The 12,587-nt window shown below is 73.4% G+C and carries 11 protein-coding genes; 2 read left to right on the forward strand and 9 right to left on the reverse strand.

All coding sequences use genetic code 11. From position 1 onward, the window contains the following. The first annotated feature begins 182 nt into the window (after nucleotides 1-182). A complete protein-coding gene (locus ACFY0I_RS24085; RefSeq protein WP_388899370.1) occupies nucleotides 183-1,418 on the forward strand; it encodes a CapA family protein in 1,236 nt (411 codons plus the stop codon). Between the two features lie 16 nt (nucleotides 1,419-1,434). Here the strand turns inward: ACFY0I_RS24085 and ACFY0I_RS24090 are convergent, their stop codons facing one another. Both ACFY0I_RS24090 and ACFY0I_RS24095 read right to left on the reverse strand, forming a co-directional pair. Further along, nucleotides 1,435-2,379 carry an SCO1860 family LAETG-anchored protein gene (locus tag ACFY0I_RS24090; protein ID WP_388899373.1) on the reverse strand — a complete coding sequence of 315 codons (945 nt, stop codon included), beginning with the start codon at nucleotides 2,377-2,379 and terminating at the stop codon, nucleotides 1,435-1,437. 301 nt (nucleotides 2,380-2,680) lie between these two features. Continuing rightward, nucleotides 2,681-3,772, reverse strand: a complete 1,092-nt coding sequence (locus ACFY0I_RS24095; protein ID WP_388899883.1) for an amidohydrolase family protein — start codon at nucleotides 3,770-3,772, stop codon at nucleotides 2,681-2,683. Between the two features lie 82 nt (nucleotides 3,773-3,854). Here ACFY0I_RS24095 and ACFY0I_RS24100 point away from each other — a divergent pair, with 82 nt between their 5' ends. Beyond that, nucleotides 3,855-4,925, forward strand: coding sequence for a pyridoxal-phosphate-dependent aminotransferase family protein (locus tag ACFY0I_RS24100; protein WP_388899376.1), 1,071 nt, complete (start codon nucleotides 3,855-3,857; stop codon nucleotides 4,923-4,925). Between the two features lie 207 nt (nucleotides 4,926-5,132). On the opposite strand, the gene ACFY0I_RS24105 is transcribed toward ACFY0I_RS24100, so the two are convergent. The 7 genes from ACFY0I_RS24105 to ACFY0I_RS24135 form a co-directional block, all read right to left on the reverse strand. Next, entirely contained in the window at nucleotides 5,133-6,191 is a 1,059-nt protein-coding gene (locus tag ACFY0I_RS24105) for an aminotransferase class V-fold PLP-dependent enzyme (RefSeq protein WP_388899379.1), read from the reverse strand. 126 nt (nucleotides 6,192-6,317) lie between these two features. Then, nucleotides 6,318-7,019, reverse strand: coding sequence for a DsbA family oxidoreductase (locus ACFY0I_RS24110; protein ID WP_388899381.1), 702 nt, complete (start codon nucleotides 7,017-7,019; stop codon nucleotides 6,318-6,320). Between the two features lie 64 nt (nucleotides 7,020-7,083). Next, on the reverse strand, nucleotides 7,084-7,575 hold the full coding sequence (locus tag ACFY0I_RS24115; RefSeq protein WP_388899384.1) for a GNAT family N-acetyltransferase: 492 nt from the start codon (nucleotides 7,573-7,575) through the stop codon (nucleotides 7,084-7,086). A 138-nt stretch (nucleotides 7,576-7,713) separates the two neighbouring features. Continuing rightward, nucleotides 7,714-9,162 carry a peptidoglycan D,D-transpeptidase FtsI family protein gene (locus ACFY0I_RS24120; protein ID WP_388899387.1) on the reverse strand — a complete coding sequence of 483 codons (1,449 nt, stop codon included), beginning with the start codon at nucleotides 9,160-9,162 and terminating at the stop codon, nucleotides 7,714-7,716. Between the two features lie 62 nt (nucleotides 9,163-9,224). Next, a complete protein-coding gene (locus tag ACFY0I_RS24125; protein ID WP_388899390.1) occupies nucleotides 9,225-9,890 on the reverse strand; it encodes a response regulator in 666 nt (221 codons plus the stop codon). Continuing rightward, on the reverse strand, nucleotides 9,887-11,308 hold the full coding sequence (locus ACFY0I_RS24130) for a sensor histidine kinase (RefSeq protein WP_388899393.1): 1,422 nt from the start codon (nucleotides 11,306-11,308) through the stop codon (nucleotides 9,887-9,889). The genes ACFY0I_RS24125 and ACFY0I_RS24130 overlap by 4 nt, the downstream gene beginning before the upstream one ends. 324 nt (nucleotides 11,309-11,632) lie before the next feature. Further along, nucleotides 11,633-12,502, reverse strand: a complete 870-nt coding sequence (locus tag ACFY0I_RS24135) for an IclR family transcriptional regulator (RefSeq protein WP_388899396.1) — start codon at nucleotides 12,500-12,502, stop codon at nucleotides 11,633-11,635. Between the last annotated feature and the right edge of the window lie 85 nt (nucleotides 12,503-12,587).

The raw sequence follows: 12,587 nt of genomic DNA on the forward strand, positions 1-12,587 counted from the left end.
CGCGCCGGACTCAGGGCGTACGGCGCCCGGCGGCGCCCCGGGGTCGGGTGGCCCCTGCGGGGCAGGGCGCGGTCCCCGGCGCCGGAGCCCCGGGGGTCGCGGCGGCAGGGCGCGCGGGGCGCGCCTACGATGGCGACGTCGACAGGTGTGCCGACAGCGTGTGACGACAGGGGGCGGCTGCCGTGAAGGCTTCCACAATACGAATAGGCGTGGTCCTGGCGGGGCTGGTGGTGGCGGGCGGAGCGGCCGTGTACGCGGTCCCCGGCCTGCTGGACAACGGCGGCGACGCCGCGACCGACCAGCGTTTCCAGGGCCGGCCCGGGGGGACCGAACCCGGCCCGTCGGCGGGCGGAGGCGGCTCGGGAAAGCCGTTCACCCTGGTGGCGACGGGCGACATCATCCCGTACCCGTCGATCATCCAGCGGTCGGCGGACGACGCGGGCAAGGCCGGCGAGTACGACTTCCGGAAGATACTCGCGGGGGTCAAGCCCGTGGTGTCCGCCGCCGACCTGGCGATGTGCCACCACGAGATACCGTACGGGCGGCCCGGCGGCCCCTACACCGGCTACCCCACCTTCAAGGCACCCCACCAGTTGGCCGACGCCCTCAAGGACGCCGGGTACGACAGCTGCTCGACCGCCTCGAACCACACCCTGGACGACGGCTACGACGGTCTCGTCCGCACCCTCGACCACCTCGACCGGGTCGGGATCCCCCACGTCGGTTCCGCCCGCAGCGCCGAGGAGGCCAAGGCCCCCGCCCTGGTCTCGGCGGGCGGCGCGAAGGTCGCCCAACTGTCGTACACGTACGGCACCAACGGCATCCCGCTCCCCGCGGGCAAGCCCTGGGCGGTCAACCTCATCGACCAGCAGCGGATCATCGCCGACGCCCGGGCGGCCCGGGCCGCCGGCGCGAACGTGGTGGTGCTCAGCATCCACTGGGGCACCGAGTGGCAGACCGCCCCCGACCAGCAGCAGCGCGATCTCGCGCAGGCGTTGACCGCCTCCCGCTCGGCCGACGGCCTCGCCGACATCGATCTGATCATCGGCACGCACAACCACGTGCCCCAGCCCTACGAGAAGATCAACGGCACCTGGGTGGTCTTCGGCATGGGCGACCAGGTCGCCAGCTTCGTACCGGCCGACAAGCTGCGCGGCAACCAGTCCTCGATCCCCCGCTTCACCTTCTCCCCCTCGGCGGCGCACAAGGGCCGCTGGGAGGTGGTGAAGGCCGAGTACCTCACGCAGTACTCGGACATGGGGCCCCCGTTCCGGGTGGTCTGCGCCTCCTGCTCGGCCTCCGACACCGCGCTCCCGGCGGCGAAGCGCGCCGAGTACGGGCGCATCGACCGCCAGGTCACCGAGGCCGTCACCTCGCGCGGGGCGACCGCCCAGGGCCTGGAGCACGCAGGCCGCTGAGCCGGTCGGCGCCGGATCACGAACCCTGCGGGGCCTTGCCGCGCCGGGTGACGACGAGCGCGCCGCCGCCGATGCCGAGCAGGAGCAGTGCGCCGCCCGCCACGTACGGGGTCACCGAACCGGCGCCGGTCTCGGCGAGGTTGGCCTGGGCGGCGGGCTTGCCGCCCGGCGCGGTCTGCGGCTTGACGCCGGCGACGGCCGCCGGTGTGGTCTCCGGCTTCGCCGCGGGCTCGGTGCTCGGGGCCGGGCCCGCCGGGGCGGTGCAGTGCGCCTCGGCGAGCACGATCTCGCCGTCGACCTCCGCGACGTTCAGCTTGGCCGGGTTCACGGCCACCTTGAGCCGCAGCGCCGTCGCGGCGGCCGTGGTGGAGGTGGTCTCCGTGGCGGACAACTGGAGGGTGACCGAGCCGACGCCGGGCACGTCCACCACGGTGGGGCCGGCGGCGGACAGGGTGGTCCTCTTGCCCAGGGCGGTCACCGAGCCGAGGACGTTGGAGGTGGCCACGGGCTTCTTGCCGGCTTCACAGACGGCCTTGGAGGTGACCTTCTCGACCTCGATGAGGGAGAGGCCCGGCAGCCCCGGGACGTGCACGCGGGCCTTGGCGAGGTTGGCCTCGGCCTCGGCCCGGTTCTTGTCGGCGGTCGCCTTGGACGTGGCGACGTCCGCCTTCAGGATGCTGACCGGCTGCCCCTGCTCGACGCCGTCGAGGGTGACGGTGAGGGCCGTCTTCTGAGCCGTCTGCGGCGCGCTGACCTCGTTGAGCGAGGTCTTCAGCGGTACGTTCACGGTCTTGTTGAGCAGGCTCACGTCCAGTCCGGCCCGCAGCACGACGGCGCCGGAACTGCCCTCGCCCCCACCCCCGGTGCCGCCCGTGGCGAGGGCGGGCGGAGCGGCGAGGAGGGCGACCGCTCCCGCGGCGAGCAGGGCGGCCGCGGGCATGCGGAAGGTGTTGCTGTTCAAGGTGGTGGAACCCCCGGGGAGATGGGAGCCGTCGCGCCGCCAATGGGGGACATTGCGCGCGCCGACGGCCTCGACCCTGGGAATTTTTACGCACTCCGGGTGAACGGGCGGAAACCTGGAGGGAGTTCACCCCAACGGGTGGTTTCCACGCACACATTCGATTCATTGCGCCCCGTACGGCCCACGCATGCTCCCCCGCACCGCCCGCAGGGCCTTCCACCTCCCTGACAGGGCATTTCAAACGACGGACGGGCCGCGACGTCACGGCCCGTCAACCCGGCGCGCGCGGCTGCCGGGCCCTTCAGGCGCGGACCGTCCCGTTCACGATCACCCGCTCCGGCTGCGCCAACACCCTTACGTCGGCCCGCGGATCGGTGCCGTAGACCACGAGGTCGGCCGGCGCGCCCTCGGTCAGACCGGGTCTGCCGAGCCACTCGCGTGCCGCCCAGGTCGTCGCCGAGAGGGCGTCCCGGGCCGGGATCCCGGCCTTGACGAGTTCCATGACCTCGGCGGCGACCAGGCCGTGCGGCAAGGAACCCCCCGCGTCGGTGCCGACGTACACCGGGACGCCCGCGTCCCAGGCCGCCCGGACGGTGTCGTACCGCCGCTCGTGCAGCCGCCGCATGTGCGCCGACCAGCGGGGGAACTTGGCCTCGCCGCCCGCGGCCATCTTCGGGAACGTGGCGATGTTGACGAGGGTCGGCACGATGGCCACGCCGCGCTCCGCGAACAGCGGGATGGTGTCCTCTGTGAGCCCGGTGGCGTGTTCCACGCAGTCGATGCCGGCCTCGACGAGGTCCCGCAGGGAGTCCTCGGCGAAGCAGTGAGCGGTGACCCTGGCGCCCAGTCGGTGCGCCTCGGCGATGGCCGCCTCGACCTCGGCGCGCGGCCAGCAGGCCGTCAGGTCGCCGACCTCACGATCGATCCAGTCCCCCACCAGCTTGACCCAGCCGTCGCCGCGCAGGGCCTCTCGACCGACGTACTCGACGAGGTCGGCCGGCTCGATCTCGTGGGCGTAGTTGCGGATGTAGCGCCGGGTGCGGGCGATGTGCCGGCCGGCCCTGATGACCTTCGGCAGGTCGTCCCGGTCATCGATCCAGCGGGTGTCGGAGGGCGAACCGGCGTCGCGGATGAGGAGGGTGCCGGCGTCCCGGTCGGTGAGGGCCTGCCGTTCGGCGGTCGGCGCGTCGACGGCGCCGTGGCCGTCCAGGCCGACGTGGCAGTGCGCGTCGACCAGGCCCGGCAGCGCCCAACCGGTGACCGTGGTGACCTCGCGGGCGGTGCGCGGCCGCTCGTAGGAGATCCGGCCGCCGACGATCCAGAGTTCGTCGCGCACCTCGTGGGGCCCGACGAGCACGCGTCCCTTCACATGCATGACTGCGCCGTCATGCATGGCCATTGCATCGGTCATGTCGGCACTGTACGTGCGTGCTGGGTACGCTCGACCGGTAACCCCGGACGAAGAGAGCACCCCTGTGACCCATCCCCTCCTGGACCTTCCGCCGCTCACCGCCGAGCACTTCGCGTCGATCGAGCGGGGGGTCGCGCGGCTCCTCGACACCCGGCAGGACGTGGTGATCACCCAGGGCGAGGCGCTGCTCCCGCTGGAGGGGTGCATCCGGTCGGGGGCGCGGCCCGGCTCGACGGCGCTGAACATCGTCACGGGCCCGTACGGGACCACGTTCGGCAACTGGCTGCGCGACTGCGGGGCGAGCGTGGTGGACCTGGCGGTGCCGTTCGACACGGCGGTGACGGGCGCGCAGGTGGCCGAGGCGCTCGCCGAGCACCCGGAGATCGACTTCGTGTCGCTCGTGCACGCCGAGGCGGCCACCGGCAACACGAACCCGGTCGCCGAGATCGGTGAGGCCGTACGGGCCCACGGGGCGCTGTTCATGCTGGACGCGGTCGCTTCGGTGGGCGCGGAACCGCTGCTGCCGGACGCGTGGGGCGTCGACCTGTGCGTGATCGGCGCGCAGAAGGCGATGGGCGGCCCGGCGGGCGTCTCGGCGGTGTCGGTGTCGGAGCGCGCGTGGGCGCGGTTCGCCGAGAACCCGGCGGCGCCGCGCCGCTCGTACCTCTCGCTCCTGGACTGGAAGGAGCGTTGGATCGACGGGGGCCGTACGACGCTGCTGCACGCGCCCGCGCAGCTGGAGATGCTGGCGCTGGAGGCCTGCCTGGAGCGGATCGGGGCCGAGGGCCTGGACGGGGTCCTGGCCCGGCACGCGGGCGCGGCCCGGGCGACGCGGGCGGGCGCCGCCGCGCTGGGCCTCTCGCCCTGGGTGCGGGAAGCCGCGCAGGCCGCTCCCGTGGCGACGACGCTGCGGGTCGCGGACGCCTCGTCGCTGGTGGCGAAGGCCCTGGCGGCGGACCCGACGGCCCCGCTCGCCGCGGGCGGCGGGGCGCTGGCCTCGGAGATGATCCGGGTCAACCACTACGGTCCGGCGGCCTCGCCGGAAGCGGTCGACGCGTCACTGCGCGCCCTGGCCGCAGCCCTCACCGCCGACCCGACCCCGGCCCTCAAGGCCGCGGAGGCGGCCTGGCGGTAGGGGCCGGGGCGCGAGCCCGACCCGGCGGACGCGGCGGCCCCGCCCGGCGCGTCCGGGCCGGGCGGGGCCGGCGTGTTCGGGCCGCCGCGTCCGTGCCGGGACCGGCGCGTTCGGGCCGGGACCGGCGGGTGCGGACCGGCTCGGTCGGCGGGTGCGGGACCGGCCGACAGTGCGGGCTCGGGTCGGCGGTGGCGGTGGCGTTGGCGGTCAGCCGGCGAGTACGTCGAGGAGGCGGTCGACGTCCGCCTCCGTGTTGTAGAGGTGGAAGGACGCCCGCAGGGCGCCCGCGCGGGCGGCGGTGGACACGCCGGCGGCGAGCAGTTCGGGCTGACGGGAGGCCAGGCCCGGGACGGAGACGATCGGGGCGGTGCCCGGCACGGGTTCGTGGCCGAGGCGGGCCAGGCCGGCCCGGTAGCGGTCGGCGAGGGCGGTGTCGTGGGCGTGGACGGCCTCGATGCCGATCCGTTCCAGCAGCGCCAACGAGGGCTCGGCGGCGTGGTAGGAGAGGAAGGCCGGTGACTCGTCGAAGCGGCGCGCGTCGCGGGCGAGTTCCGGCATCGGCCCGTAGGTGGCGTCCCACATGGACTCCGCCGCCACCCACCCGGCGTGCAGCGGCGTCAGGTCCTGTTGGGCCTCCTCGGACACCGTCAGGTACGACGCCCCGCGCGTGCCGAGCAGCCATTTGTAGCCGGCGGTCACGGTGTACTCGTACGGCGCCGCGTCGAACGGCAGCCAGCCCGCCGCCTGGGTCGCGTCGACGAGCATGCGCGCGCCGTGGGCGCGCGTGGCCTCGCGGACGGCGGCGAGGTCGGCCGTACGTCCGTCCGCGGACTGCACGGCGCTCAGGGCCACCAGGGTCGTCTCCGGGCGGACGGCCGCGGCCATCGCTTCGAGGGGCGCGTAGCGGACCTTGAGGTCGCCGCGCACGACGAAGGGGTTGATGACGGAGGCGAACTCGTTCTCGGGGCAGAGGACTTCGGCGCCGGGCGCGAGGGAGGCGGCGACCAGTCCGACATGGGTGGCGACGGCCGAGCCGACGGCCACCCGGGCCGGGGCGACCCCGACCAGTCGGGCGAAGGATGCCCGTACCCGGTTCACCCGGTCGAAGTCGCCGAAACCGGCGGGCTCCGCGGCCCCGGCCGCGTCGGCCATGGCCCGTACCTCGGCGACGGCCGCCCTCGGGAGGATCCCGCAGGTGGCGGTGTTCAGGTAGGTGGTGGAATGCGCGAACTCGGCGCGGGACACGTCGGAGAGCGAAAGACCCATGCCGTCAACTCTGCGCCAGGATCAGCCCAAAGTCCATTGTCGATTTCTACGCGTCCACCCCAAGGTTGCCTTATGTGCAACGCGGGTCGGGCAGGCGGGCCGGGGTCCCGGCCCGACCCGCCCCTCCTACTGCGGGACGGCGCAGGAGCCGTCGGGCTCGCACGCGTCGGCCGCGGCCGGCTCGGCGACCTCGCGTCCGGCCCAGGCCTGCTCCAGGGCCCGGGTGAACACCTCGGCGGGCTGCCCGCCGGAGATGCCGTAACGGCGGTCCAGGACGAAGAACGGCACCGCGTTGGCGCCGAGTTCGGCCGCCTCCCGCTCGTCGGCCCGGACCTCGTCGGCGTAGGCGGAGTCGTCGGCGAGGACCGCGCGGGCCTCGGCCTCGTCCAGTCCGGCCTCCACGGCGAGGGCCACCAGCACCTCGGGGTCGAAGACGGAGCGCTCCTCACCGAAGTTGGCGAGGTAGGCCAGGTCGAGCAGTTGCTCCTGCCGACCGCGGGCGGCGGCCAGGTGCAGGAGGCGGTGGATGTCGAAGGTGTTGCCGTGGTCGCGGCCCTCGGTCAGGTACGTCAGTCCCTCGGAGCGGGCGGCGGAGGCCACCTGCTCCTCCATGCCGCGGGCCTCTTCGAGGGTCCGGCCGTACTTGCGGGAGAGCATCTCCACGACGGGCGCGGTGACGCCCTTGGCGCCGCCCGGGTCGAGTTCGAAGGACCGGAAGGCGATCTCCACCTCGTCGCGGTGCGCGAACTCGGCCAGGCCCTTGGTGAAACGGGCCTTTCCTATGTAGCACCAGGGACAGGCGATGTCCGCCCAAATCTCGACGCGCATGTTCCTTCTTCTCTCCGGGTCCGGGGGGTGAACGGTTTGAGCTTCAACCGTTCGCCGCGGCGTCTCATTCCCCGGACACGTGCGGCACGCGCAGCAGGAGCGTGAGGTGGGAGCCGGAGCGGCCGGAGCGCGGCTCCGGTTGCCAGCCGTGGGCCGCGTAGAAGGCCTGGGCACGGAGGTTGTGTCCGAAGACCTCCAGGCGGACCTGCTTGATCCCGGCCCGGCGCCAGGCGTCGAGGCAGGCCTCGTGGAGGGCGGCGCCGGTGCCCCGGCGCCAGTGGTCGGGGTCGACGTGGAGCTGGGTGAGGGTGGTCTCGCCGTCGGCGTTGCGGAACGCGGCTACTCCGGTGACCTCGCCGTCCCGCTCGGCGCACAGGACCTCACCCTCCGGCGTGGTGCGGGCCACGGCGCGGGACCAGGCCTCGCGGGCCCGCGCGAGCGCGACGTCGCCCGCGTAGGTCTCCTCCGGTACCCGACCCTCGTAGTAGGTGGCCCGGGCCCGGACGTGGAGGGCGGCTATGGCGTTGACGTCGGCGGCGCGCGCGTTCCTGATCATGGCAGGGAAAACGCGCCGGGAACCAGGTCGGTTCCCGGCGCGCAGGCCGTGAAGGTGGGGGCGACGCCGCCCCTCCGGGCGGCCCGGCCCGGTGGGTGGTCCGGCCCGGTGGGCGGTCCGGCCCGGCCCGGCCCCGGGCTACTTCTTCACCCAGGCCGCCATCATCTTCTGGGCGATGGGCGCGGCCAGCTTGCCGCCGCCGATCTCGGTGCGGTCGGTGTCCGAGTTCTCGATCATCACGGCCACCGCGATCTGCTTGTCCCCGGCCTTGGCGTACGAGGTGAACCAGGCGAGCGGCGGGATGCTGTTGTTCACACCGCGCTGGGCGGTACCGGTCTTGCCGCCCACCTCGGCGCCCGCCACCTGGGCGGGCTTGCCGCCGCCCTCGGTGGCGACCGTGCGCATCGCGTCCGCGAGCATCGACGCCGTCTTGCCGCTCATGACCTCCTCGGACTTCGGGTCCTTGAAGCTCTCCAGGACGTTGCCGTCCGCGTCGGTCACCTCCGAGACCATGTGCGGGGCGACCAACTTGCCGCCGTTTTGGATCGCGGCGGTCACCATGGCCATCTGGAGCGGGGTGGCCTGCACGTCGAACTGGCCGATGCCGGTCTGCGCGACCTGGTCGACGGACATCTTCTTCGACGGGTACTTGCTGGGCGGGTTCGTCCGGACCGGGGTGTCGATCTGGACGTTGAAGCCCAGCTTCTCGGCCATCGCGCGCATCTTGTCCTGGCCCAGCTTGGAGGCCAGTTCCGCGAACACGTTGTTGCAGGACAGCTTGAGCGCGGTACGTGCGGAAACGTTGTTGCAGGCCGCGTCCCCCGCCTCGCTGGGCAGGTTCGTGCGGGTGCCGGGGATCGTGTACGGCGCCTGGATCCCGGTCGGCTGGTCGATACCGGTGATCAGCCCGTTCTCGATCGCCGCGGCGAGGGTGACCAGCTTGAAGGTGGAGCCGGGGGCCTGCGGCTTGCGCAGGGCGACGTTCTCCATGGCCTTGCCCTTGTCGGCCGAGAGCTCCTGCCAGGCGGCCGAGTCGTTGGCGCCGGAGATGCGCCCCGGGTCGTAGGACGGGTTGTTCACGATGGCGAGGATCGCGCCGGTCGCCGGGTCGATCGCGACGGCCGAGCCCTGCTTGCCGTTGAGGGCGTCGTACGCGGCCTTCTGGACGCCCTTGTCGATCGTGGTCAGGACGTTGCCCGGGTCGGCCCGCTTGTTGGTGAGCATGTCCATCACGGTCTTCAGCCGGGTGTCCGAGCCGTTCAGGATGTTCTTGTAGACACCCTCCAGCATGCTCGTGCCGTAGGCCTGCGAGCTGTAGCCGGTGATCGGTGCGTAGAGGGGACCGTCGGCATAGGTCCGCTTGTACGCGAAGTCCTTGCCGCCCGTCTTCTCCGAGCCGGTGATCGCCTCCCCGCCCACGATGATGTTCCCCAGCGGGTTCTCGTACTGCCCGATGAGGTTGCGCCGGTTGTGTTTGTCGTCTGCGAGGGCCTGGCCTTGGTATGCCTGCACCCAGGTGACCCGCACCAAAAGGGCCAGCACCAGAAGCAGACAGAAGACCGACGCACGCCTGATCGTCTTGTTCATCCCCCAGAAGGACGTACCAATGGCCCCGGGCGTTCCACTCTGCCCCGATTGTGGCGGGGTTCTCAGCCTTTCTTCATGAGGAATCCCCCCTCGTACGCCGCGATGACCGCCTGGGTCCGGTCCCGGGAGCCGGTTTTGGCGAGGACGGAGGCCACGTGCGTCTTGACGGTCTGGGGTCCCACGCCGAGCCGCTCGCTCAGCTCCTGGTTGGACAGGCCGGTGGCCATCAGGCGCAGCACGTCGGCCTCCCGCCCGGTCAGCCGGGCCGCCCAGCTCGGTTCGGCCGGCGAAACGGTCGCCGCGTGCGCGGCGGCCAGGGTGCGGACGGCCGCCGGGAAGAGCAGCGAGTCCCCCCGGGCGACGAGGCGGACCGCGCCGATCAGTTCGTCCGGGTCGGCCCGTTTGAGGAGGAACCCGGCGGCGCCCGCGCGCAGCGCGTCGTACACGTGGGCATCGTTCTCGAAGGTGGTGACCACCACGATCCTGGGCGGCAGCGCCATGGTCCGCAGGATCTGTTCGGTGGCCCTGATCCCGTCGATCTCGGGCATCCGGACGTCCATCAGCACCACGTCGGGGGCGAGCGAGCGGACGAGCGCGACGGCCTCGGCGCCGGAGGCCGCCTCGCCGACGACCTCCAGGTCCGGTTCGGCCTCCAGGATGACCCGCAGGGCGGTGCGGACCATGCGCTCGTCGTCGGCGAGGACGATGCGCAGCGGCGGCCGGCTCATCGCGCGGCCCCGCCGAGCGGCAGGACCGCCCGCAGCCGCCAGCCGCCCTCGTGCGGGCCGGCCTCGACGAGTCCGCCGAGGAGCGCGGCCCGCTCGCCGGAGCCGCGCAGTCCGCGGCCGCCGCCCGTACGCGGCTCCGAATCCACCTCCCCGAGCGGGGCGCAGGGGTCGGCCGGTGGATTGGTCATGGTGATCTCCAGTGCTCGGTGCGCTTCGCGGACGCGGACGACGATCAACAGGACGACGGGGCCCGCTCCGTGGCGCAGGGCGTTGCTGAGGCCCTCCTGAACGATGCGGTACGCCTCGCGGGAGGTGATGGCGGGCAGGTGAGCCCAGTCGCCGGCCGGTCCGGGGTCCTGGTGGGCGGTGACGGTGGCGCCGCCGGCCCGGGTACGGGCCAGCAGCCCGGCGAGATCGGAGGCCAGGGTCGGAGCGGGGACGATCTCGGCCCGGGCCGGATCGCCGTCCCGCAGCAGGCCGAGGACCGCGTCCAGCTCGCCGACCGTGCGCCGGGCGGTGTCCTCGATCGCGGCGAGCGCCTCCCGGACGAACTCCGGGTCGCGGTCGAGGACCCGGCGGGCCGCGCTCGCCTGGAGGGTGACGGCGCTCAGCGCGTGCCCGACGGCGTCGTGCAGTTCCCGGGCCAGCCGGTTGCGCACCGCCAGGTCGGCGGCCCGTTCCTCGGCGGCGGCCAGCCGGTCGGCCGCGGTCGGCCCGAGCAGCAGGGGGGCGCACCGGGCCAGCAGCGCCCCCGACCAGCCGGCGCACAGGATGAGCCCGATCAGCGCTCCCGCCCCGAACAAGGGGGCGGTGTACGCCGAGTCCCCGATGCGGAACCAGCCCCCTTCGGCCCATTCCCGCAGTCCCTGCGAGAACGGCAGCAGCATCAGCAGCGTCGCCATCGGCGGTATCGCGAGGCTGAGCCCGCTGACCAGCGCGCCGATCCCCAGGTGCAGGGTCCACCAGGCCGAGGTCCGCCACCGCGCGGCCCAGGACCGGGCCGGCCCGTCGGCGAGCCGCTCCCCCGGCACCCCGCACATGGCCCGCACGGCGGCCGCCGACAGCGGGCGGACCGGCCCGAACAACGCCGTGGCGGCGGCCACCGGGAGCGCGACGCCGTACGAGAGGAGGGCCCTCGGCAAGGAACCCAGCACCCGGCCCCCGCCGAAGGCCGTGCTGAGGCCCACCTCGGCGAGGAAGAAATAGGGCATCAGCATGGCGCCGCCGAGGATCAGGTGCACCCACCGCAGCCGAACCCGCGCCCCCGGCGTTCCCCGAAGCCACGGGCCGCCCGCCCCCGTACCCCGCCCGGCCCACTCCCGTACGTCCGGCCCCCCGGCCGTCGTGGCGTGCTGTCGATCCGTGCCGCCCCCGGCTGTCGTCGTGGCGCGGTGCCCGCCCGTGCCGGCTCCGGTCATCGTTCCCTCCCCTTCGGGCCGCGTGGTCCGAGCCGAGGTGTCGGAGGCGGACGGCGGCCACGAGCAAGCCGGTGAGCGCCCGGCCGGCATGGTCAACACGATCATGCCGGTGGGCGGTTCGGCCGGGGCGAAGTCCAGACAGCTCGTCTGCTCATGCGCCAACGGTCCCGCGACGGTCCCCCCGCCACCTCCCCCACGAAGGTGAACCGTCTCCCCCACGTGGGGGAGACGGGCCCACGGCACCGACGCCTCACCCCCGACGCGTCACCGCTCGCGTGCCGCCCACCACCCCGTCACGACGTCCGCGCCACGGTCGTCGCCCCCTCACATGCGCCGCGTCACCACGGACAGCCGGTCCCGGGCCTCGAAGAGCGCGGCCTTGATCACCTGCTCGTGACCGGCCGTCAGTCGAGCCACCGGCACCGAGCAACTCACCGCGTCCCGCGCCGGAGTGCGGTACGGCACCGCCACCCCGAAGCAGCGCAGCCCGAGCGTGTTCTCCTCGCGGTCCACGGCGTACCCCTGCTCCCGCACCAGCGCCAGTTCCTCCACCAGCCGCTCCCGGTCGGTGATGGTGTGTTGCGTGACCGCCTCCAGTCGCCGCGGCAGCAGCCTGCGCACCTCCTCGTCGGTGTGCGTGGCCAGCAGCGCCTTGCCGAGCGCCGTCGAGTGGACGGGCAGTCGCCGTCCGACGCGGGTGAAGGGCCGCAGGTAGTGCTGCGACTGGCGGGTGGCGAGGTAGACCACGCTCGTCCCGTCCATCCGGGCCAGGTGGATGGTCTCGGTGGTGTCGTCGGAGAGCCGGTCCAGGGTGGGCCTGGACGCGGCGACGACCTCGTCCCCGTCGATGTACGAGCTGCCGACCAGCAGGGCGCGCACGCCGATGCCGTACCGGGTACCGGTGGCGTCCGTCTCCACCCACCCCAGGCTCACCAGGGTGCGCAGCAGCATGTAGAGGCTCGACTTCGGCAGGCCGAGGTCGTTCTGGATGTCGGCGAGGCTGTGCAGGCCCGGTCGCGCCGCGAAGTGTTCCAGCAGCAGGACGGTGCGGACGGCCGACTTCACCGGCGCCGCCTGGGCGGCGCCGGGCCCGCCCGGCCCCTCCGCGCCCTCCGCACCCTCAGCGCCTTCAGCGCCTTCAGCGCCCTGCGCACCCTCCGCCGGGGCAGGGCCCTCCGTCTCGGCTGTCGTCATACGCCTCGTTCCCCTCTGGTCGGCTCTGATCGCCTCTTGTCACGCGGTGGACGCGGAAATAGGCTCCGCAGCAGAAGTGATCATT

This window comes from Streptomyces sp. NPDC001568, from assembly GCF_042893755.1.
In the GTDB taxonomy this organism is placed as follows: Bacteria; Actinomycetota; Actinomycetes; order Streptomycetales; family Streptomycetaceae; genus Streptomyces.